This window comes from Microvirga sp. 2MCAF35, from assembly GCF_052115545.1.
Taxonomy (GTDB): Bacteria; Pseudomonadota; Alphaproteobacteria; order Rhizobiales; family Beijerinckiaceae; genus Microvirga.
This window is the reverse complement of the sequence record NZ_JBFRGW010000022.1, coordinates 16831-38916: the sequence shown is the minus strand read 5'-3', so window position 1 is coordinate 38916 and position 22086 is coordinate 16831. Positions and strand designations below refer to the sequence as shown.

Sequence of the window (22086 nt, the reverse complement as noted above, 5' to 3'; positions counted from 1 at the left end):
TCGTCTGGGATGACATCCTTTTGAGGTTCAGATCTCCCGCCTGAGCCAGCGCACATAATGCTGGGCGATCATGACGGCGCGGCCCTGCTCGTTTGGCGTGAGCGAGCTGGTATTCACGTCGCGCACGGCCAGCATCGGATGGCTCGCCAGGACTTCGCCCCTGCGGCCCACGGCCAGGGCTTGGCCTTCCAGGGCGTCGTGCCCGCTGTTTCCCTCACCCCTGCTCCGGTATCCGGTCCCGCCGTCGGGAAACGCCGTCATCGTGACGCTCGTCAGTACCAGCACCAGGCGAGGACCGCGTGGATCGACCCGGTCGGCAAAGGAGCGTCGCAGCTCATCAAGCGCGGCCGCACCCACGAGGTCCGCGAAAGGGCCGAGGCCCTTGTCCTTCAGGGCGCTCACATCGACCGCGAAGGACGAGAATGCCTGCGGGAAGCCTTGGGCATGAGCAGGCACGACAAAACCTGCGCCGGCGAGGCCGGCACAGGCGAGAGCTTTGAGGATGTTGCGTCGGGAGAAGGGGGACATCATGGGATTTCTCATCGCTCCTGCCCCCTTTCACGATCAGGCGCCGAATTGGACGCCGACGACCTCGTAGGACTTGCCGCCGCCGGGCGTCGAGACCTCCACCGTATCGCCGATGGTCTTGCCCATCAGGGCGCGGGCGATGGGGGAGGCGACCGAGACGCGGCCCGAGCGTACATCCGCCTCGGGCTCGCCGACGATCTGATAGGTCTTCTCTTCCTCGGTGTCCTCGTCCACGAGCTTCACCGTGGCGCCGAACTTGATCCGGTCGCCGGAGAGCTTCGCGATATCGATCACTTCGGCGCGGGAAATCAGGCTTTCGAGCTCGAGGACCCGGCCTTCGTTGAGGGATTGTGCTTCCTTAGCGGCATGGTATTCGGCGTTTTCCGACAGGTCGCCAAGCGCGCGGGCTTCCGCGATCGCCTGGATGATCCGGGGGCGTTCAACCTGCTGCCGGTGCTTGAGTTCCTCCTCGAGCGCCGCAAAACCCTTGATCGTCAGAGGGACCTTGTCCATCGTTTGTCTCGTCCAAAAAGAGGTACGAGGCCGCTGTTTCCAGCGCCCTCGCATGTCAACGAAAACTTACCAGAAGCTTCGCAGTTCCAATGTGAGGCCGGATGCCTCAGGCAAAGTATTCCTGAAGCGCCCGGACTTCGAGATCGCCGCTGAGGTATGCCTTGATGCCCTCAGCCGCCGCAATCGCTCCTGCAAGAGTGGTGTAGTAAGGTATCTTATGCAAGAGGGCAGCTTGTCGTAGCGAACGGGAATCCGAGAGGGCGCCTGCTCCTTCGGTGGTATTGAAGACCAGCTGAATATCGCCGTTCTTGATGGCGTCCACCACGTGCGGACGACCTTCCAGCACCTTGTTGATCCGTGTCGCCTTGACGCCGTTTTCCTCAAGAAACTTTTGGGTTCCAGCCGTCGCCATGACCCGGAAGCCGATTTCCTCGAGCATCCGGACGGTGGGCAGGATCCGGACCTTGTCCGAGTCGCGGACCGAGACGAAGAGCGTTCCGGTCTTGGGAACCTGGCTCCCGGCGCCGAGCTGGCTCTTGGCGAAGGCTACGCCGAAGCCGCGATCGAGGCCGATCACCTCGCCGGTGGAGCGCATCTCGGGCCCAAGCAGCACGTCAACGCCCGGGAAGCGGGCGAAGGGAAAGACCGCTTCCTTGACGCCGATATGCGGCAGTTCCTTCGGGGTTAGGGCGAACTTGGCCAGAGGCTCGCCGGCCATGATACGGGCCGCGATCTTGGCGATGGGCTCGCCGATGACCTTGGCCACGAAGGGCACCGTGCGCGAGGCGCGGGGGTTCACCTCCAGCACGTAGATCACCCCGTCCTTGATGGCGTATTGCACGTTCATCAGGCCGCCCACATCGAGGCCCAGGGCCAGGGCCTTCGTCTGGCGCTCCAGCTCGGCGAGGATCTCCGGCGAGAGCGAGCGGGGCGGCAGGGAGCAGGCGGAATCGCCCGAATGGATGCCCGCCTCCTCGATATGCTCCATGATGCCGGCGATGAACACGTCCTTGCCGTCCGCAAGGCAGTCCACGTCCACCTCGATCGCGTCCGAGAGGTAGCGGTCGAAGAGCAGCGGGTTCTTGCCGAGGACCGTGTTGATCTGGCCGGTCTTGTCGTTGGGATAGCGTGCCTTGATGTCGGACGGGATCAGGCTGGGCAGGGTGCCGAGCAGGTAATCCTCGAACTGGGCCTCGTCGCGGATGATCGCCATAGCCCGGCCGCCGAGCACATAGGACGGACGAACCACGAAGGGCAGGCCGAGATCGGCCGCGATCAGGCGGGCCTGCTCCACCGAATAGGCGATGCCGTTCTTCGGCTGCTTCAGGTGCAGCTTGTCGAGGAGGCGCTTGAACCGGTCGCGGTCCTCGGCGAGGTCGATGGCGTCCGGCGAGGTGCCGAGGATCTGCACGTCCGCCTCTTCCAAGGCACGGGCGAGCTTGAGCGGGGTCTGGCCGCCGAACTGCACGATCACGCCATGGAGCGTTCCCTTCGAACGCTCGGTCTCGATGATTTCCAGCACGTCCTCCTGCGTCAGCGGCTCGAAATAGAGCCGGTCGGAGGTGTCGTAGTCGGTCGAGACCGTCTCCGGGTTGCAGTTGATCATGATGGTCTCATAGCCCGCGTCCTTGAGCGCGAAGCAGGCATGACAGCAGCAGTAATCGAACTCGATGCCCTGGCCGATCCGGTTCGGGCCGCCGCCGAGGATGATGACCTTGTTGGCGTCCGAAGGCGCAGCCTCGTCCGCGGGCTGCCCCGCAAAGGGGGCCACGTAGCTCGAATACATGTAGGCGGTGGGGGAGGCGAACTCCGCCGCGCAGGTATCGATGCGCTTGAAGACGGGTCGCACGTTCAGAGAGCGACGCGCCTCGCGCACCTCTGCTTCGGTCTTATGGACGAGAACGGCAAGACGCGCATCCGAGAAGCCCATGGCTTTCAGATGGCGGAAGGCGCCCGGCGTTTCCGGCAGGCCGTGGGCCTTCACCTTGGCTTCCAGGTCGACGATGTCCTGGAGCTGCTCGAGGAACCAGCGGTCGATCTTGCAGGATTCGTAGACCTCGTCATGGCTGATGCCGAGGCGAAGGGCCTGCGCGACCTTGAGGATCCGGTCCGGGGTCGGGGTGCCCAAAGCTGCCTTGATGGCGTTCTTGTCATCGCCCTTGCCCATGCCCTCGATCTCGATCTCGTCGAGGCCGGTGAGGCCGGTCTCCAACGAGCGCAGGGCCTTCTGGAGCGATTCCGGGAAGGAGCGTCCGATGGCCATGGCCTCGCCCACGGATTTCATGGCCGTGGTCAGTGTCGGCTCGGCGCCGGGGAACTTCTCGAAGGCGAAGCGCGGGATCTTGGTGACCACGTAGTCGATGGTCGGTTCGAAAGAGGCGGGCGTCGCGCCGCCGGTGATGTCGTTGGCAATCTCGTCGAGCGTGTAGCCGACGGCGAGCTTCGCCGCGACCTTGGCGATGGGGAAGCCAGTGGCCTTCGAGGCGAGCGCGGAGGAGCGCGACACGCGCGGGTTCATCTCGATCACGATCATGCGCCCGTTCTCCGGGTTGATCGCGAACTGCACGTTCGAGCCGCCGGTCTCGACGCCGATCTCGCGCAGCACCGCCAGAGAGGCGTCGCGCATGATCTGGTATTCCTTGTCGGTCAGCGTCAGGGCCGGGGCGACGGTGATGGAGTCGCCCGTGTGCACGCCCATCGGGTCGAAGTTCTCGATGGAGCAGATGATGATGCAGTTGTCCGCCTTGTCGCGGACGACCTCCATCTCGTACTCCTTCCATCCGAGCACGCTCTCCTCGATCAGAACCTCGTTGGTCGGGGAGGCGTCGAGGCCGCGCTCCACGATGTCGAGGAATTCCTCGCGGTTATACGCGATGCCGCCGCCGGTGCCGCCCATGGTGAAGGACGGGCGGAGGATGGCCGGCAGGCCGACCTCGGAGAGCGCGATCAGGGCCTCGCCCATGGCGTGCTCCTGGTAGCGCTTGCGGCGTTCGTTCTCGCCGGCGTCCCACTTGAGCTTATAGGCGGCGATCATCCGCTTCTTGTCGCCCGGATGCATGTCCATGGCTTCCATGCGGGCGATTTCTGCAAGATAGGCGTCCCGATCGGCCTTCTTGAGAGCCGAGGCGTTGGCGAGGCGGGATTTCGGCGTGTCGAGGCCGATCTTGGTCATGGCCTCGCGGAAGAGCTGCCGGTCCTCGGCCTTGTCGATGGCTTCCGCCGTCGCGCCGATCATTTCCACGTTGAACTTGTCGAGCACGCCCATCTTCTTGAGCGACAGGGCGCAGTTGAGCGCCGTCTGGCCGCCCATGGTGGGCAGGATCGCGTCCGGGCGCTCCTTCTCGATGATCTTGGCCACGATCTCGGGGGTGATCGGCTCCACATAGGTGGCATCCGCGAGATCGGGATCGGTCATGATCGTCGCGGGGTTCGAGTTCACTAGGACGATGCGGTAGCCTTCCTCCTTCAGGGCCTTCACGGCCTGGGTTCCCGAGTAATCGAACTCGCAGGCCTGACCGATGATGATCGGACCGGCGCCGACGATGAGAATGGAGGAGATGTCTGTCCGCTTTGGCATTGGGCCACCCAGGCGTGTCCAGCCGCGCGGCCGTAGAGCTACGGCGCTTCAAGCGCAGCCGGTATGTGATCGGATTGTAGGTTGAGAGAGGCTCTTACACGGACCTTGTGCAAATTCAAAGGCCTGAGCCATGATTTAGACAGGCAATGCCCATGCGGTACAAGCCGCAGTGTGTCTCCCTGGAGACGAACTGGGAAAGGATGGTCATGACGGAAGAGCCGCGTTGGGCGCTGATCACGGGAGCCTCCAGCGGGATCGGCGCCGAACTGGCGCGGGCTTTCGCCGGCAGGGGCTATTCCCTGGTTCTCACGGCCCGGCGGCACGAGCGCCTGGAGGCACTGAGCGCGGAGATCGGGCGGGCCCATGGCGTTCCCGTCGAGGCAATCTCCCTCGACCTCGAGGACAGGCAAGCTCCTCGGGATCTCCATGAAATGCTCCTGGAACGGGGAATCGCGGTCCATACCCTGGTCAACAACGCAGGATTCGGCCTAAGGGGATATTTCTCGTCTCTTCCGCACGAGAAGCAACTCGCCATGATCGACCTGAACGTTACGGCCCTGACCTCGCTCTGCCGCCTGATGCTGCCGAGCATGATCGAGCGCCGACGGGGAGGAATCCTGAACGTGGCCTCCATCGCGGCCTTCCAGGCCGGTCCCTACATGGCCGTCTATTACGCTACGAAGGCCTTCGTCCTGTCTCTTTCCGAGGCCCTGCACGACGAAGCCAGGCCGCATGGTGTGACCGTGACAGCGCTTTGCCCGGGGCCGACCGAGAGCGAGTTCGCTGAAACGGCGGGCCCGAAGGAAACGGGCTTCTTCAAGGGAGGCGCCATGTCCTCCGCCGAAGTCGCCTGCGCCGGGGTCGAGGGCTACGAGGCCGGGCAGGCCATCGTGATCCCTGGAGCGGGTAACCGGATCGGGGCCGTCGCGGCGAAGTTCGCTCCGCGCTCCATCTCTCGGAGGATTGCCGGCCTTCTGCAGGGAATGAGGTGACGGATGCCCGGGAAGCCGTTATCGAGAGAGCGTGACTGCATCCCACTCCCTTCATCGGCTCACCCGTCAATTCACCGCCTTCTTCGGCGTTGGCTTGGCGGCCGCCGTAGCGCATTACGGGCTCCTCATCGCTCTCGTCGAGGGCGCCGGGACGCATCCCGTGCCGGCGACGCTTGCCGGCTACGTTGCGGGAGGCCTCGTGTCCTATGCTCTCAACCGCAAGCACACTTACCAGAGCGACAGGCCCCATCGGGAGGCCACATGGCGTTTCGCTCTCGTGGCCCTCGTCGGCTTTCTCGTGACCTGGTTCCTGATGCATGCCTTCACGGTATGGCTCAAGGGTCCCTATCTTCCCTCGCAGATCATCACCACCGGCGTCGTGATGCTGTGGAGCTTCATGGCGCACAAAAAATGGACATTTGCATAGGCTCTAGGCCGACGAGGAGCTGGTTCGCCTGGTTCCAGGCTTCCAGCGCAGCCCTGGCCTGCATTCCTGCGAGTCCCGCGAATCCTTCTGCAATGCAATATGGATGCCGCAGGAGCCACGCAAAGCGGCTCCGCCGTTCATCCTACATTCGCATTGCTTGAGAAGCTTGGGGGCTTCATGTCCGACATGGCCATTGCCGAGGAGGCCTGTCTCGGACAGGGCAAGGCTCCTGCCGTTCCGCAGTCTCGCCTTGCCGTCGCCCTGATCGAACTGGCGCTTGCGGTCGGCAGCTTCGGCATCGGAACGGGCGAGTTCGCCATCATGGGCCTCCTGCCCAACGTGGCCCAGGAGTTCCACGTCACGACGCCCCAGGCCGGATATGCGATCAGCGCCTATGCGCTTGGGGTTGTCGTCGGTGCTCCCATCATCGCCGTTCTGGCCGCAAAGCTCGCCCGGCAGACGCTCCTCCTCGTCCTGATGGCCGTCTTCGCTGTCGGCAATACGGTCAGCGCCGTGGCGCCGAGCTTCGAATCCTTCGTGCTCCTGCGTTTCCTCACCGGCCTGCCGCACGGCGCTTACTTCGGCGTAGCCGCTCTCGTGGCGGCCTCCCTGGTCCCGCCGAACAAGCGGACACAGGCCGTGGCGCGGGTCATGATGGGATTGACCGTCGCGACCCTGCTCGGCACGCCCGTGGCCACCTGGTTCGGCCAGATCCTGACCTGGAGGCTCGCCTTCGGGGCCGTCGGCTTCATGGGTGCGCTGACCGTACTGCTGATCTGGCTCTTCCTGCCGAAGGACAAGGTCCAGGAGGGGGCAAGCCCGATGCGGGAACTCGGTGCCTTCAAGCGCAAGCAGGTCTGGTTCACCCTCGCCATCGGGGCCGTGGGCTTCGGCGGCCTGTTCTCGGTCTTCTCCTACATTGCCTCGACGGCGACGGAGGTCGCCCGCATGCCGGGGAGCGCCGTTCCCGTCATGATGGCCCTGTTCGGTTCCGGCATGATCGTGGGCAATCTCGTCGGCGCCTGGTTCGCCGACCGGAACCTGATGGCCACCATCGGCGGGGTGCTCGCCTGCAGCGCCGTGGTGATGACGGTGCTCTGGCTGACGGCGGAAAATCCCTACATGCTCTCGGCTTGTGTGTTCCTCGTCGGTTGCAGCGTCGCCATCGGGCCCGCCCTCCAGACCCGCCTGATGGATGTGGCCGCCGATGCGCAGACCCTGGCGGCGGCCCTCAATCACTCCGCCTTCAACATCGCCAATGCGCTCGGTGCCTGGCTCGGCGGTCTCGCGATCGCGGCCGGCTACGGCTTCGCCTCGACCGGCTGGGTCGGTGCTGCTCTGGCCGTTGCAGGGCTCGGTGTGTTCGGCCTGTCACTCATGAGCGATCAGCGCTCAGTGAGGTCGTCCACGTCGAGGGCTTGAGCGGGCCGGCCGATGAAGGTCATACGGGCCTGATTGTGCCCGAGGTTCCGCTCGGCGCGTTCGGACACGAACCCAGCCTCGTCGAGAAGGTCGATGATCTCCTCCGGGCTGTATTGAGCAAGGCCTAGCTCCTCGCGAATCTTGCGGTATTCGGAGAAGGCCGTGCGGGCGAGGCCGCCGAGTGCGGCCCTCATGAACCCGCCTTCCCACGCGAAGGAGAGCAGCGCCTTCGCGTCCGTGAGAGGGCTGAGATCGGGCGGAATGACATCGCCCAGGATCAACCTGCCGCCGGCCTTCAGCTTCTCGCGCAGGAGCTTCAGGAGTCCGCGAAACTCGTCGAGGGAGAGATACTGGACGAGTGAGTTCACCACGATGAGATTGAGCGAGGAATCGGCAAGGTCGGCAACATCGTCGGTCGCGAGAACCACGATCCCCTCGTTGCCTCGGAAACGTTCATTCAGGCGCTCGCGGACGAGCGGCGCGGCATCGCTCAGGTACAGCTTCGCGCATCTGGCCGCGACCTTGTCGGCCAGAAGCGCCTCGCCGCAGCCGTAATCCAGGACGACCGCGTCCGGGGAGGGGATGAGCCCGATGATGTCGTTGGCGATCAGGCGATAATGCAGGAGCTTGTGCCGCTCGTTCACATAGATCGGCGTGTCCTGGTTCCAGTAATCGCGCCAGTTCATCGGAAGAAGTGCCCCACGGAGTTCAAGGTGTCGCTGAAAGCGAGCTTCGACTCATGGGGCCTGTTGAGCGGTTTAGCAACCTCCCGCCGGAACTCTGGGCCGGAGGCTTAGCGGCTCCCTCAGCTCCACAGCTTCACGAGGGGCCCGTCCGCGCCATCGACCGGATCGGCATCCGGCAGGGGGACCTGGGCGATCCGCTGCTGCGAGACCGCGAGAGCATTCGGGTCGTCGCGGACGGTGTCGTAATCGGCGCCGCCCGGATAGGCGCCGACCACGGAGAAATCGTCGCTCGCGTTGATGCACGCATGGGCCACACCGGCCGGGATGACCACCACGTCGCCGGCGCTCACGGCCACGAGGTCTCCGCCCTCGCCGCCGAAGCGGACTTGGCCCGAACCCGACACGATGCCGAGCACCTCATGGGTGTTCGGGTGGTAATGGTGATAATCGTGGATGCCGTCGAGCCACGCGTTCGTCCAGCCGTTCCTGGCGAAGGTCGACTTGAAGGTCCGGACCGCGTCGTGTTCGGAGGGCGAAATCGCCCCGCGGCGCACGATCAGCGGCAGGGAGGAATTCGGCACGATGCCGTTGCTGCGGAAGACGTAGGTCTCCGTGCCGAGCGGCGCATTGTAGCCGTGCGGATCGCCGTATCCTTTCGCCTGAGCCATGCTTCTCTCCCTTAAAAAACCGGGGAGGGAACGCATGGCTATCACGAAAGATCGAGCGGGGCCGTGAAATCCTGTCTGGCCTTACATGCCGATGAACATGGCCGCGACGGCGCGGTCGATCGACAGGTAGAACATCCCGAAGGCCACGACAGCCGCGATGGCGAACTCGACGATCTGGCTCTTGAAGATGCGGAACTTGGCGAAGAGGTTCTGGCCGAAGATCGAGATCAGCCAGGCTGTCGTGAGCACCACCGGGAAGATGAAGAGATAGGACCAGGTGCTCTCGACCGGGCCCACGGCGCCGGGGTCGATCAGGGGGCGGATGTTGCGCACCCAGGGAGCGTAGAGAGCGGCGTAGAGCGACGTCAGCCAGGAGAGCGTGACGGCGATGCCGAGGTGAAACGTGAACAGGTTGTGCAGTCGGCTGAATTCGCCGGAATCGTCATCGAAATCCATTGGATGAAACCCCCAAACCAAGGTCCGGAATCATTTTGTTTTTATGGTTAATGATCGGTTACCGCGATTTGGGCGGCTGGCGCAACGGACGCGTTTGTCGCGGCGCCAGCCTTCACAAGATTGTTAGGCTCAAGCCTTCTTCTGTTCCATCAGCTGCACGAAGCGGTCGAACAGGTAATGGCTGTCCTGCGGGCCGGGAGAGGCCTCCGGGTGGTACTGCACCGAGAAGGCCGGGCGGTCGGTGAGCGAGATGCCGCAATTCGAGCCGTCGAACAGGGACACGTGGGTCTCCACGGCGTTCGAGGGCAGGGTCTCCGGGTCCACGGCGAAGCCGTGGTTCATGGAGGTGATCTCGACCTTTCCCGTGGTCTTGTCCTTCACCGGATGGTTCGCGCCGTGATGGCCCTGATGCATCTTCTTGGTCTTCGCGCCGACGGCCAGGCTCAGCATCTGGTGGCCGAGGCAGATGCCGAAGGTCGGGATCTTCTCGTCGAGCACCTTGCGGATCACCGGAACGGCGTATTCACCGGTCGCCGCCGGGTCGCCGGGACCGTTGGACAGAAACACGCCATCGGGCTTGAGCGCCAGCACGTCCTCGGCCGAGGCGGTGGCCGGGACCACCGTGACCTTGCAGCCGGCGCGGGCGAGCAGGCGCAGGATGTTGCGCTTCACCCCGTAATCGATGGCGACCACGTGATGCTTCGGGGCACCGTCCTGGTGGCCGTAGCCTTCGCCGCGCGTCCAGGTGGTCTCGTCCCAGTCGAAGCGCTGGGCGCTTGTCACGAGGGGCACGAGGTCGAGGCCGTCCATGGACGGGAGGGCGGCAGCCTTGGCCTTGAGGGCCTCGATGTCGAACTTGCCCTCGGGATCATGGGCGATGACCGCGTTCGGCATGCCCTTGTCGCGGATCAGCGCGGTGAGCGCCCGGGTGTCGATGCCCGAAAGGCCGACGATGCTGCGAGCCTTGAGCCACGCATCGAGGTCGCGGGAGGCGCGCCAGTTGGACGGTTCGGTGATGGTCGCCGCCAGTACGACGCCACGCACGCCCGAGGACGAGGCGGCGTTGACGCTCTCGATGTCTTCCTCGTTGGTGCCGACATTGCCGATATGCGGGAACGTGAAGGTGATGATCTGGCCGGCATAGGACGGGTCGGTCAGGATCTCCTGGTAGCCCGTCATCGCGGTGTTGAAGCAGACCTCGCCGGTCGCTTCGCCGACGGCGCCGATGCCGAAGCCTTCGAGAACCATTCCGTCCTGGAGCACGAGAACCGCGGTCGCGCGCGGCTCGGCCCAGCCACCCGAGGAGGACCCGGTGGTGTCTTTGTCTTGCAGCATCGTCATGATCTCTTGTAAGTCCGGGGCCAACAGGCCGTGCTTGAGCAGGCCGTGCCCGGGCCGTCCTTGAACTACCCTCGTGACTTAAGGGGCCGTTCGCGTTCCGTCAACGCTCAAGCGACCTAAAACCAAGGAGATATCCATGCTGCGCGAACGCTTTACCGCCGAGATGAAGGAAGCCATGAAGGCCGGCGACAAGGGCAGACTCGGCGCCATCCGGCTGATTCAGGCCGCTCTCAAGGACAAGGACATCGAGGCCCGCGGCAACGGCAAGGAGCCGCTCTCCGACGAGGAGATCCTGGCTCTCCTGCAGAAAATGGTGAAGCAGCGCCAGGAATCGATCACCATGTACGAGCAGGGCGGCCGCATGGAACTCGCCGATCAGGAGAAGAACGAGGTCGCGGTGATCTCCTCCTACCTGCCGCAGCAGATGGACGAGGCCGAGACCAAGGCCGCCATCGAAGCCGCCATCGCCGAGACCGGCGCCGCCTCTATGAAGGATATGGGCAAGGTCGTGGCCGCCCTTCGCGCCAAGTACGCCGGCCGCATGGATTTCGCCAAAGCCAGCGGTCTCGTGAAGGACATGCTGCCGAAGGGGTAAGTGTATCGGCCATCCTGGAGCCGCGCCGGCTTCGTCCCGGCTGACGGGGATGTGTCTCTGTCAAAGAGCCAGCACCTTGTGGCTCAGGGCTGGGAAGCCCTGAGCTGAAGGAGTCGAGGGAGGTGCGACGGGCTGCCCGGCTCGATGGTAGTGGTGGAAAACGAAGAGCCGGACGGCGCCTTCGCACGCGGTTCTTTTCAGGTGGACCAGCTGGGACGAACCCAAGGTCGACCTCCCGCGACCACAGGTGTGCGAGACCTGCGGCGGGACCGCTTCCCGCCCCACAACTGCGACGCCTCGCGAGCGCGCCCCTCGTCGGGCGGGAATACCCAACGATATAGCCGAGCTTGCAGCCGCTGTCAAGAACAAAGTGAGAACATAACGTTGCCCTGACCACCTCTGCACGTCATCACCCCCCGGACTTGATCCGGGGACCAGAGCCGGTGATCCCGATGGACTGAAATGCCGCGCCTCACAGAAGCAGGATGGCCGGGACACGCCCGGCCATGACGGCGAGGGTGTCACAACAGGAGAGAGGCGCGTATCCGCTCGTGGACGTCATCCAGATTGTGCTAAGAAAGGGATCGACCCCTCTGGGAAGTGGCAGCACGCGCAAGCATCGGTGACATATGAGCCTTGAACTCTGGTTGATCTATCTGGTCGCCGCTGTCGGCCTCTCGCTGACGCCAGGACCCAACGGGCTTTTGTCGCTGACGCACGGCGTCTGCTACGGCTTTCGGTCCACCATCTATACGGTCCTGGGCGGCGCGCTCGGGTTCTTCCTCCTCATCGCGGCGTCGCTCGCCGGCATGGGGGCTCTGCTCGCCGCCTCCGAGAAGGCCTTCACCATCGCCAAGTGGATCGGCGCCGCCTATCTCGTCTATCTCGGAATCCGCATCTGGCGCTCGCCCGCTTCGGTGCTGGACGTTGCTTCGCGGGACGAGGGTCCACGCAGGGCGAGGCCCCTGTGGATGTTCAACCAGGGTTTCCTCGTGGCGGTGTCGAACCCGAAGGCGCTGATCTTCTTCGCAGCCTTCCTGCCGCAATTCATGGTGTCGGGCGTGTCCTTTCCCGTCCAGCTCGCGATCTTCGGCGGCACCTTCGTGGTGGTGGAGATCGTCTATGAGCTGCTTCTCGCCGGCATGGCCCAGCGCATCGCACCCTGGCTCACCCGCCACGGCCGCTGGTTCAACCGCGCCGCCGGCGCAACATTCGTCGGAATCGGAGCCGCGCTGACGACCGCGAGCCGGTGAGCGCGTCCGCCGGCATCGAGGCCTTGCAGCCGTTCAGTGTTGAAATTGAACGGAAAACTGGCTCAACCGTTGTTCTTCTACAAACGTTGTGTGTTGAGCGATGGATAAACTCTTCGCCAAGTTCGCGACCACGACAGCCAGGGTGACGGGCAGTCCGGCCGCCTTCCTGCTTTGCGTGATTGTCGTGGTGGCGTGGGCGGTGTCGGGGCCCTTCTTCGATTACTCGGAGAATTGGCAGCTGGTGATCAATACGGGAACGACCATTGTGACCTTCCTGATGGTCTTCCTGATCCAGAACACGCAGAACCGCGATGGCGCCGCCGTTCAGACCAAGCTGGACGAACTGATCCGGACATCGAACGCGGACGATGCCTTCATGGGGATCGAGAAGCTGACCGACAAGGAGCTTGAGGGCCTCCACGAGCAATGCGAGCAGATGGCCAGGCAAACCCAGGCTGCTCTGGAGAAGACCAAGGCCGAACGCGCGAAGCGAGCGAATCGAAAAGGCTCGCACCGGCTCAGCGCGTGACGATGCTCCGGTCGAGCGGTTCGTGGAAGCATAACGTTGGCCATCACTAGCTGACGTGGCCAAGGACTTCCTGCGATTGCTTGAGGAAACCTTGACGATCTGGAAGCGATCGCCCGGCATGAGGCCGCCGAATCTGAACGGCTCAAGGGGTCGGCTCCTCGGCCAGAAGCCTCCTGAACCCCTCGTGAGTCCGCCGGAGAAAGGGGGCGTCCTCGATGTTCATGGCAGGCCCGTCGGGCCGAGCGTTCTGCCGTAATGCGGAAGACGTCCAGCCTTTCCATGCGAGTTGACAAAGGCGGGCAAATCATCGGCCCTGTGGATTGCGGGCACAGAAAAGCGTGGCCTTGGGGTTTTTAACCGAAGGGTAGGCGCACTAGTTTATGGAGCAGGTTTGGAGATCACCGCCTCGTGCGCTACCCGCCCCAAATCCTCGAAGAGATCCGCGCCCGTCTGCCGACCTCGTCGGTCGTCGGAAAGCGTGTGCGCCTGAAGAAGGCGGGGCGGGAATGGAAGGGGCTGTCGCCGTTCAACGCGGAGAAGACGCCGTCTTTCTACGTGAACGACCAGAAGCAGTTCTATCACTGCTTCTCCTCGGGAAAGCACGGGGACATCTTCACTTTCCTGATGGAGACGGAAGGGCTGTCCTTTCCCGAAGCCGTGGAGCGGCTGGCGGGGGAGGCGGGGGTGCCCCTGCCGACGCCCTCCCGCGAGGACCGGCAGGAGGAGGTCAAGCGCAAGAACCTCCACGACGTCATGGAACTGGCGGCGGAGTTCTTCGAGGCCTCGCTCCAGGGCCGCTTCGGCGGCAAGGCGCGGGACTATCTCGCCGGTCGCCAGTTGAGCCGCGAAACGCAAACCCGTTTCCGGATCGGTTACGCGCCGTCCGAGCGCTACGCGCTGCGCGACCATCTCGCCGGCAAGGGCGTGCCCGTCGACATGATGGTGGAGGCGGGCCTGGTCCATGCGGGCGAGGAGGGAAGGATTCCGGCGGACCGCTTTCGCGACCGGGTCATGTTCCCGATCTGCGACGTGCGCGGCCGGGTCATCGCCTTCGGCGGCCGGGCCATGAGCGCCGACGTGCCGGCGAAGTACCTCAACTCGCCCGATACGCCGCTCTTCAACAAGGGGCGGCTCCTCTATAACTACCATCTTGCCCGCCAGGCGGCCCATGAGAAGGGCACCGTGCTCGCCGTGGAAGGCTATGTGGACGTGATCTCCCTGAGCGTCGCGGGCTTTCCCCATGCGGTCGCGCCTCTCGGCACGGCCCTGACGGAGGACCAGCTCACCCTGCTCTGGCGCTTGGCGGAAGAGCCGATCCTCTGCTTCGACGGCGACAAGGCCGGGCAGCGGGCGGCCTACCGGGCGCTCGACGTCGCGCTGCCCAACCTGATGCCGGGCAAGTCCCTGCGCTTCGCCATTCTGCCTGAGGGGCAGGACCCGGACGATCTCGCCCGCGCCGGCGGAAGCGCCGCCGTGGAGCGGGTCCTGTCCTCGGCAAGGCCCCTGGTCGACGTGCTCTGGACCCGGGAGCTGGAGGCCGGCCCCCTCGATACGCCCGAGCGCCGGGCGGCCCTGGAGCGGCGCCTGCGCGAATCACTGGCGCTGATTCGCGACGAAACTCTCAAGAAATACTACCGGGAGGACATCGCGAGCCGCCTTTCAGCCCTGAATGCGGATTCACGGCCCAAAAGGTTCGATCGCCAGGGCGGGGGTGGCCGCCGGGATTTCGGCAAGCCCCAGCCCATGACGCCGAGCTCCCGCCTGAGCGTCTCGCCGCTGCTCGCCCGCAACCCGCTTTTCGCCGGCAGCACGGCCGAGAGTCCGCGGGAGGCGATGATCCTCTGCACCTTCCTGATCCATCCGGAACTCGTTCAGGATCATGTGGAAACCCTTGCGGATCTTGAACTTGAGGGCCGGTCCACCCAAATGGTGCGCAGTCTCCTGCTCGATGGAGCGGCGAGCGGCGAACCGGCCGATCCGGCCATCATGGCGGCCCGTCTCGAACGGGCCGGGCTGACCGGAACGGCGGAAAGATTGACGGCCCTGGTCCGTCCAGGCGACCGGTGGATGCTGGATCCGCACGCGGATCCGTTGCGGCTTGAGGACGCATTGAGGCAAGCCATCACCTTGCATCGCCGCGCACGCACGTTACATAGCGAACTTCGAGCTGCTGAGCGCGCACTCGCCGAAGAGGACAACGAGGCCAATCTCGCCTGGCTGCGAGAGGTCCAAAACCAACTGTCCTCCGTCGAGGGTGCCGAGGCCGACATGGACAATGCAGGGGCCCTCGGTCTCTGATGGCCGCATATGTCAGAGTACGGCAAGCTTAAGCGGTTGCGGCGGTTTGAGCAGGGGATGGTTAACGGTTAGTCAAGCGACTCACTGTTTATAATTGGCAATGAATTTCGGGTGGCGGAGCTCTGCAGGCTTGGCCGCCCATTCGCGCATCGCGGGTCCTGTAGGGGGGATGAGCGGGGCGCTGGAGTTGAGCAAAGCATGGCAACGAAGGCAACCGAACGGGACGAAGGCGAGACGACGGCTCCGGAGCAGCAGAGCGACGGGCCCCTGCTCGACCTGAGCGATGCCGCCGTTAAACGGATGATCAAGCTCGCGAAGAAGCGCGGGTATGTCACTTATGACGAACTGAACGAGGTTCTGCCTCCGGAGGAGTTCTCCTCGGAGCAGATCGAGGACGTGCTCGGCCAGCTGTCCGAGATGGGCATCAACGTCGTCGAGTCCGAGGAGACCGACGAGAACGCCCAGCCGGAAGCCGAAGAGGAGGAGCCCGACGGCGGCGACCTCGTCGAGGCGTCGCAGACCCGCGCCGTGGCGGTGCGGGAGACCACCACCAAGGAGCCGACCGACCGCACGGACGACCCGGTGCGCATGTACCTGCGCGAGATGGGTTCGGTGGAGCTTCTCTCCCGCGAGGGCGAAATCGCCATCGCCAAGCGCATCGAGGCCGGCCGCGAGGCCATGATCGCAGGCCTCTGCGAAAGCCCGCTCACCTTCCAGGCCATCATCATCTGGCGCGACGAGCTCGTCGAAGGCCGGGTGCTCCTGCGCGACATCATCGACCTCGAGGCCACCTATGCGGGTCCCGACGGCAAGGGTGCGCCCAAGGTGGAGGGCCTGGGCGAAGGGGAGGCCGAGGAGGAGACCGCCGAGGGCGAGGAGGGCATGACCCCGCCCGAGGGCGAGATGGACGACGACGACATGGAGAATAACGTGTCGCTCTCGGCCATGGAGGCCGAGCTGAAGCCGCGCGTTCTCGAGACCTTCGACTCGATCGCCGACAACTACAAGAAGCTGCGCCGCCTGCAGGTCGAGCATGTGGAACAGCGCATGCAGAACAAGCAGCTGACCCCGGCCCAGGAGCGCAAGTACAAGGAGCTCAAGGCGGATATCGTCACGGCGGTGAAGTCCCTGTCGCTGAACAACAACCGCATCGAGGCCCTGGTCGAGCAGCTCTACGACATCAACAAGCGCCTCATCTCCCATGAGGGCCGCCTGATGCGTCTGGCCGAGAGCCACGGCGTCGCCCGCGAGGAGTTCCTCAAGCACTACCAGGGCTGGGAACTCGATCCGAAATGGGTGCTGCGCGTCTCCAAGCTCGGCGGCAAGGGCTGGAAGGACTTCGTCGCCAAGGCGAAGGACGGCATCCACGACCTGCGCGAGAACATCCACAATCTGGCGAGCGAGACCGGCCTGGAGATCCAGGAGTTCCGCCGCATCGTCATGATGGTGCAGAAGGGCGAGCGCGAAGCCCGTCAGGCGAAGAAGGAAATGATCGAGGCCAACCTGCGCCTCGTGATCTCCATCGCCAAGAAATACACGAACCGCGGCCTGCAGTTCCTGGACCTGATCCAGGAGGGCAATATCGGCCTCATGAAGGCGGTCGACAAGTTCGAGTACCGGCGCGGCTACAAGTTCTCGACCTACGCCACCTGGTGGATCCGGCAGGCGATCACCCGCTCGATCGCCGACCAGGCCCGCACGATCCGCATCCCGGTGCACATGATCGAGACGATCAACAAGATCGTCCGCACGTCGCGCCAGATGCTGCACGAGATCGGCCGCGAGCCGACCCCGGAGGAACTGGCCGAAAAGCTCGCCATGCCGCTGGAGAAGGTGCGCAAGGTCCTCAAGATCGCCAAGGAGCCGATCTCCCTCGAAACGCCGATCGGCGACGAGGAGGATTCGCATCTCGGCGACTTCATCGAGGACAAGAACGCGATCCTGCCCATCGATGCGGCGATCCAGAGCAATCTTCGTGAGACGACGACGCGCGTTCTCGCATCGTTGACCCCGCGCGAGGAGCGCGTGCTGCGCATGCGCTTCGGCATCGGCATGAACACCGACCACACCCTCGAAGAGGTCGGCCAGCAGTTCTCCGTGACCCGCGAGCGTATCCGCCAGATCGAGGCGAAAGCCCTGCGCAAGCTGAAGCATCCCTCGCGGAGCCGGAAGCTCAGAAGCTTCCTCGACAATTAAGAGAATTGAGAAGGCGGACTTCAACACCCGCCTTTTTCATGTCAGCCGAATAACGCGAAAGCCGCGCCGCCCGCGGCAATCGCCGTAATGCTCGCGGCCGAGACGATCCAGCCGGCCTGTCCCGTTCCTAAGCTGAACGTCATTCCCGCCTTCACCACCGTGTTAACCGAAACCGCGATGCCGATGCCGAGCGCCGCCGTGACGAGCGTGATGCCGTTATTGGCGAGACGCGCGAGCGAGAGCGTGATCGCATCCACGTCAGCGATGCCGGAGAGCGCCGCCAGGATGGTGATGCCGACATCGCCGGCGGAATTGCCGATCACCTTCGCCAGCAGGCTGATCACCGCGATCAGGCCCGCGAGCTTCAGCGCCGTCCCGAGTTCGAAGGGGCTCCTCAAGCCGAGCTGAGGATGCTCCTTGCTTCCTCTGCCGTAGGTGAAGAACAGCAGTCCGGCCACCGCGATCAGGACAAGGCTCCCGGCGCCCAGGGGCCAGGCGAGCGGAACGAGCAGGGTGTTGTTCAGGACGCTCGCGATGACCAGCACGCGGGCGACCATCACTGATCCGGACAGAAGGATGCCGCCGGCGAGCAGCGGGCTCGCGGCGGGATGTTCGCGCGCCAACCGGGCGAGGGTAACGGTCGTCGCCGTCGAGGACGCCAATCCGCCCGCGAGCGCCGCGAGCGCCACGCCCGCCTGGCTCCCCATGATCTTCACCGCGACATAGCCGACGAAGGAGATGGCCGCGATGATGATGGCGAGCAGCCAGATTTCGAAGGGATTGACCGCATTCCAGGGGTCGACCGTCCGGTTCGGCAGCAAGGGCAACGCCAGGAACGTCATCGCGAGAAGAATGAGCGCGGACCTGATCTCCAGCCAGGTGATGGTGCGGACCCATTGGTGAAGCGGCCGCTTGAGCGCCAGGATGAGGGTGACCACGACACCCGTGGCGGTCGCGATTTCGAGGTTTCCGAGCACCGCATAGGCGCCGAGACAGAAGGTAAGCAGACCGGCGACGACGCCCGTGACGCTGAAATTCTCCTCCGCCTTCGCCTCCAGCCAGGAGAAGGCGCTGAACGCGAGAGCGAAGCCGAGGAAGGAGAGAGCGAGAAAGACCGTGCTGGTATAGCCCGCCAGAACGGCCGACAGGGCGCCGAGCAGGGCGACCAGCGTATAGGTCCGAAGGCCGGCGGTGCGTTCGCCCTCCGCCTCCTCGCGCTGCTGCCAGCCGCGTTCCAGGCCGATCAGCAGGCCGATGGCGAGGGCAACGGCAAGACGGAAAAGCAGAGACGTGTCGTTCATGATCTTGTTGCTCGGCCGACGCGACACCCGGTCGCTTCGGCCATCCGGTTGATTAGCATGGGCATGCTTCGGGAGACAGTCCAGCTTCTTCGGAAGCTGCCATCGACGCCTTGCACAAACCCTGCATCGCGGTACCTCTAGCAGGTCTCTCGCTTCCGAGGCCGATCATGATCGTCAGCCTGACCGTCATTCTTCTCTGCCAGCTGCTCGGCGAGATCGTCACCCGCGGGTTCGGATGGCCGCTTCCGGGGCCGGTGCTCGGAATGCTGCTCCTGCTCGTTGCCTTAAGCTTTCGCGACCGGATCAGGACGCGGATCCCGGAGTTCGGCCGAGCCCTCGACGCAACCGGGAAAGGGCTTTTGGCCCATCTCTCGCTGCTGTTCATTCCGGCGAGCGTCGGCGTGATCCAGCGGTTCGATGTTCTGGCGGAATACGGCATCGGGCTCGGCGTCGCTCTCGTCATCTCGACCTTCGTGACGCTCATCGTGACCGTCGTCGCCTTCGTGGTGGTGTCGCGCCTCACGGGCTCGTCGATGGAAGCGGCAGAGGAGGGCAAAGCCCGTGAGTGATCAGGCCTTCTCCCTCTGGGTCTATCTCTCGCAGACACCGCTGCTCTGGCTCGTGGTGACGCTCGGTGCCTACGTGATCGCGGACCGCATCTCGCAGGCCTTCAGGCGCCATCCTTTGTGCAATCCGGTACTGATCGCCGTAGCGGCCGTCGCCCTCGTGCTGTGGGTCACGGGTACGTCGTATCCGGTCTATTTCGAAGGCGCGAAGTTCGTTCACTTCCTGCTCGGTCCCGCGACCGTCGCGCTCGCCATTCCGCTCTACGAAAACAGGTCCATCGTACTGCGCTCCATCGTGCCGATGATGGTGGCGCTCGTTGTGGGATCCGTCGCGGCCATCGTGTCGGCCGTGACCGTCGCGCAGCTCTTCGGCATTCCCAATCCCGTTCTCATCTCGCTGGCGCCGAAATCCGTCACCGCTCCCGTGGGCATGGGGATCACGGAGGCCTTAGGCGGCGATCCGGCCCTGACCGCCATCCTGATCATGCTGACCGGCGTTGCGGGCTCCATCATGGTGACGCCGCTGATGAACGCGTTGCGTATGAAGGATTGGCGCGCCCGCGGCTTCGCGGTGGGGCTCGCCTCGCACGGCATCGGCACCGCGCGCGCCTTCCAGGTCCATTCGCTCGCCGGCACCTTCGCGGGCATCGCCATGGCGCTCAATGCGCTTGTGACGGCCCTGCTTCTGCCGCTGGTGCTGAAGCTGCTGCTGGAATAGTCTCCATGACGAGAGACACGACCGGGCGAGAATGGGCATGAAGAAAGCGACGGCAGAAGCGGTGAAAGCACAAGGCACATCGGACGAGGGTCTTGAAGGCGAGGCGCCCTCCCGGCTGATCGACGCGAAGATCGAGGAGCTGCGCGATTGGCGGGGCGAGACGCTCGCTCGGGTTCGCGCGCTCATCAAGCAGGCCGATCCGGACGTGATCGAGGAAGTGAAGTGGCGCGGCGTTCCGGTATGGTCGCATGGCGGAATCATCTGTACCGGCGAGACCTACAAGACCGTCGTGAAGATGACCTTCGCCAAGGGCGCCTCGTTGAAGGATCCGTCACGCCTCTTTAACTCCAGCCTCGACGGCAACACGAGGCGCGCCATCGACATCCATGAGGGCGACGGCATCGATGAGGAAGCGCTGAAGGCGCTCATTCGCGCGGCCGTGGCATTGAACATGTCGAAGAAGCCGGCGGCTCGTTCCGCGCGGCCGCAGAAGGCAGACTCGTAAGCCTCCGACAGCCTCGGAGAATAGTCCGACACGCACGGCCAGCCGCTCTCACGTCATCACCGGCCTGGTGCCGGTGATCCCGATTGATCGCGGCGCCGGCGCTTTTCCAATCGGGATGGCCGGGACAAGCCCGGCCATGACGGAGATGTATTTATCGGACAGCCTCTCCGATCGACGAGAGACCAATGAGGCTCCCTGTCAGAACAGGAAGTCGGAGGCTCCGATCAGCGCATGCTTCACATTGAGCAGCGTGATCGACTGGCCGTGGGTCTTGATGATCACGTCGTCCACCCTGCCGTCGCTGTCCGCATTGAACGCGCGGATGCTGAGATCCTTGAAGCTCAGGCCCGTGCCGCTCAGGTCGATGAAATCGATACCGTCCCTGAAATCGGTGATCTTGTCCGCCCCCCACTTGCCGTGGAACCGGAAGCTGTCCGCGCCCGCGCCGCCTTTCAGGGTGTCATTCCCGCTTCCGCCGGTCAGGGTGTCGTTGCCGCTGCTGCCGGAAAGAGTATCGTTCCCGCTGTCTCCGAAGAGCCGGTCGTCTCCGCCATTGCCGCTGAGCGCATCGTTCCCGGCTCCGCCATAGAGCTTGTCGCTGCCCCCATTGCCGTGGACCTTGTCGTTGCCGCCCAAGGCTTTGATCGTGTCGTCTGCGGATGTTCCCTTCAGGGTGTTGCTGCCCGCGTTGCCCTTCATCATGGTCGATACGGCCGGGGCTCCCTGTGCCGGGTTGATCAGGTCGAGTTTCACGTTCGAGGAGCCGATGGCCACCTGCTTGGTCACGGGGGCATAGCCGCCGCCCGAGAAGGTGACCGAATAGGTGCCCGCCGCAAGCGCCAGGCTGTAGCCGCCGGCGCTTTGCGTCGTCGTGCTGTATTGGGCGCCGGTCGCGCTGACGGCGGTCACGGTCAGTCCGCCGAGACCTTCGCCGATATCGTAGAAACGGTCGCCGTCCTTGTCGGCCATGCCGACGCCGGTGAGGAACACCGCCGTGCCCGACTTGGCGAAGTTCTCCGTGACGAAGGCGCCGTCCCAGCTCTGGTAGGGGCCGGTGTCGAAGCCGATGCCGACTTCGCTCAAGGTCCCGTTGAGGATGTTGGCCTTGTGGCCGGGGCTGTTCATCAGGTTCGTGTGCAGGAGTTCGACCTCGTCCTGGAGGCCCTCCGGCGCCCGCGTGCTGACCCAGGCGATGTTCTCCGCCGAGGCCCAGGTGCCGGAGAAGGCATAACCGGCCTGGGTCATCCGCTCGGTCGGCGTCGAGCCGCCCGATCCCGTATGCGAGAACGTGTCCGTCGCGATCATCCAGCTGCTGTGCGAATCGGCCGAGTCGTTCAGGCTGGCGTTGAAGGCAAGCGGCTGAGCACCGGTCGCGGCGCGCTCGCGATTGAGCAATTCGAGCATGAGCTGCTCATAAGCCGTGGCTTGCGACATGAAATACCCCTTGGTTTTTATGATTTTCCCGCTTCCGGGTTAAAGTCCTGAATCGGGTTTAAAAGCCAAATAGGAAAAAGT

The 22086-nt window shown here is 64.3% G+C and carries 20 protein-coding genes; 11 read left to right on the top strand and 9 right to left on the bottom strand.

The window, feature by feature from the left end; translation table 11 throughout:
* Positions 1 to 27 precede the first annotated feature (27 nt).
* The 3 genes from AB4097_RS12875 to carB form a co-directional block, all read right to left on the bottom strand.
* Positions 28 to 531 carry a twin-arginine translocation signal domain-containing protein gene (locus AB4097_RS12875; RefSeq protein WP_442040084.1) on the bottom strand — a complete coding sequence of 168 codons (504 nt, stop codon included), beginning with the start codon at positions 529 to 531 and terminating at the stop codon, positions 28 to 30.
* A 33-nt stretch (positions 532 to 564) separates the two neighbouring features.
* Positions 565 to 1041: a transcription elongation factor GreA gene (gene greA, locus AB4097_RS12870; protein ID WP_152713297.1), complete on the bottom strand. Its 477-nt coding sequence runs from the start codon at positions 1039 to 1041 to the stop codon at positions 565 to 567.
* Positions 1042 to 1147: 106 nt separating this feature from the next.
* Positions 1148 to 4618, bottom strand: coding sequence for a carbamoyl-phosphate synthase large subunit (gene carB, locus AB4097_RS12865; RefSeq protein WP_442040081.1), 3471 nt, complete (start codon positions 4616 to 4618; stop codon positions 1148 to 1150).
* 206 nt (positions 4619 to 4824) lie between these two features.
* On the opposite strand from carB, the gene AB4097_RS12860 reads away from it, so the two are divergent.
* The 3 genes from AB4097_RS12860 to AB4097_RS12850 all read left to right on the top strand — a co-directional run bounded on the left by AB4097_RS12860 (position 4825) and on the right by AB4097_RS12850 (position 7459).
* On the top strand, positions 4825 to 5610 hold the full coding sequence (locus tag AB4097_RS12860) for an SDR family NAD(P)-dependent oxidoreductase (protein ID WP_442040079.1): 786 nt from the start codon (positions 4825 to 4827) through the stop codon (positions 5608 to 5610).
* Between the two features lie 31 nt (positions 5611 to 5641).
* A complete protein-coding gene (locus AB4097_RS12855) occupies positions 5642 to 6037 on the top strand; it encodes a GtrA family protein (RefSeq protein ID WP_442040077.1) in 396 nt (131 codons plus the stop codon).
* Between the two features lie 177 nt (positions 6038 to 6214).
* Positions 6215 to 7459 (top strand): MFS transporter, encoded by a 1245-nt coding sequence (locus AB4097_RS12850; RefSeq protein ID WP_442040075.1) that lies wholly within the window; start codon positions 6215 to 6217, stop codon positions 7457 to 7459.
* Here the strand turns inward: AB4097_RS12850 and AB4097_RS12845 are convergent.
* The 4 genes from AB4097_RS12845 to carA all read right to left on the bottom strand — a co-directional run bounded on the left by AB4097_RS12845 (position 7423) and on the right by carA (position 10604).
* The gene (locus AB4097_RS12845; RefSeq protein WP_442040073.1) at positions 7423 to 8145 is read right to left on the bottom strand and encodes a class I SAM-dependent methyltransferase; all 723 of its coding nucleotides are present in this window, start codon (positions 8143 to 8145) and stop codon (positions 7423 to 7425) included. The genes AB4097_RS12850 and AB4097_RS12845 overlap by 37 nt on opposite strands.
* A gap of 119 nt (positions 8146 to 8264) precedes the next feature.
* Positions 8265 to 8813, bottom strand: a complete 549-nt coding sequence (locus AB4097_RS12840) for a cupin domain-containing protein (protein WP_442040071.1) — start codon at positions 8811 to 8813, stop codon at positions 8265 to 8267.
* Positions 8814 to 8894: 81 nt separating this feature from the next.
* Positions 8895 to 9269, bottom strand: coding sequence for a hypothetical protein (locus AB4097_RS12835; RefSeq protein WP_442040069.1), 375 nt, complete (start codon positions 9267 to 9269; stop codon positions 8895 to 8897).
* 129 nt (positions 9270 to 9398) lie between these two features.
* Entirely contained in the window at positions 9399 to 10604 is a 1206-nt protein-coding gene (gene carA, locus AB4097_RS12830) for a glutamine-hydrolyzing carbamoyl-phosphate synthase small subunit (RefSeq protein ID WP_442040067.1), read from the bottom strand.
* A 142-nt stretch (positions 10605 to 10746) separates the two neighbouring features.
* Between carA and AB4097_RS12825 the strand changes: the two genes are divergently transcribed.
* From AB4097_RS12825 to rpoD, 5 genes are all read left to right on the top strand, one after another.
* Positions 10747 to 11205 carry a GatB/YqeY domain-containing protein gene (locus AB4097_RS12825; RefSeq protein WP_442040065.1) on the top strand — a complete coding sequence of 153 codons (459 nt, stop codon included), beginning with the start codon at positions 10747 to 10749 and terminating at the stop codon, positions 11203 to 11205.
* Between the two features lie 629 nt (positions 11206 to 11834).
* Entirely contained in the window at positions 11835 to 12458 is a 624-nt protein-coding gene (locus tag AB4097_RS12820) for a LysE family translocator (RefSeq protein WP_442040063.1), read from the top strand.
* Positions 12459 to 12558: 100 nt separating this feature from the next.
* Positions 12559 to 12987 (top strand): low affinity iron permease family protein, encoded by a 429-nt coding sequence (locus tag AB4097_RS12815; protein WP_442040061.1) that lies wholly within the window; start codon positions 12559 to 12561, stop codon positions 12985 to 12987.
* Positions 12988 to 13395: 408 nt separating this feature from the next.
* The gene (gene dnaG / locus AB4097_RS12810) at positions 13396 to 15285 is read left to right on the top strand and encodes a DNA primase (protein WP_442040059.1); all 1890 of its coding nucleotides are present in this window, start codon (positions 13396 to 13398) and stop codon (positions 15283 to 15285) included.
* Positions 15286 to 15483: 198 nt separating this feature from the next.
* Positions 15484 to 17481, top strand: a complete 1998-nt coding sequence (gene rpoD / locus AB4097_RS12805; protein ID WP_442040057.1) for an RNA polymerase sigma factor RpoD — start codon at positions 15484 to 15486, stop codon at positions 17479 to 17481.
* 41 nt (positions 17482 to 17522) lie between these two features.
* Here rpoD and AB4097_RS12800 read toward each other — a convergent pair whose 3' ends face one another.
* Positions 17523 to 18782, bottom strand: a complete 1260-nt coding sequence (locus AB4097_RS12800) for an MgtC/SapB family protein (protein WP_442040055.1) — start codon at positions 18780 to 18782, stop codon at positions 17523 to 17525.
* A gap of 167 nt (positions 18783 to 18949) precedes the next feature.
* On the opposite strand from AB4097_RS12800, the gene AB4097_RS12795 reads away from it, so the two are divergent.
* Genes AB4097_RS12795 through AB4097_RS12785 form a run of 3 tightly spaced genes read left to right on the top strand, consistent with a single transcriptional unit; the run spans position 18950 to position 20571 of the window.
* Entirely contained in the window at positions 18950 to 19351 is a 402-nt protein-coding gene (locus AB4097_RS12795; RefSeq protein WP_442040053.1) for a CidA/LrgA family protein, read from the top strand.
* Entirely contained in the window at positions 19344 to 20066 is a 723-nt protein-coding gene (locus AB4097_RS12790) for an LrgB family protein (RefSeq protein ID WP_442040051.1), read from the top strand. The genes AB4097_RS12795 and AB4097_RS12790 overlap by 8 nt, the downstream gene beginning before the upstream one ends.
* A gap of 37 nt (positions 20067 to 20103) precedes the next feature.
* Entirely contained in the window at positions 20104 to 20571 is a 468-nt protein-coding gene (locus tag AB4097_RS12785) for a DUF1801 domain-containing protein (protein WP_442040049.1), read from the top strand.
* 198 nt (positions 20572 to 20769) lie between these two features.
* Here the strand turns inward: AB4097_RS12785 and AB4097_RS12780 are convergent, their stop codons facing one another.
* Complete coding sequence (locus tag AB4097_RS12780; RefSeq protein WP_442040047.1) at positions 20770 to 22005, bottom strand: CAP domain-containing protein; 1236 nt, start codon at positions 22003 to 22005, stop codon at positions 20770 to 20772.
* Positions 22006 to 22086 lie beyond the last annotated feature (81 nt).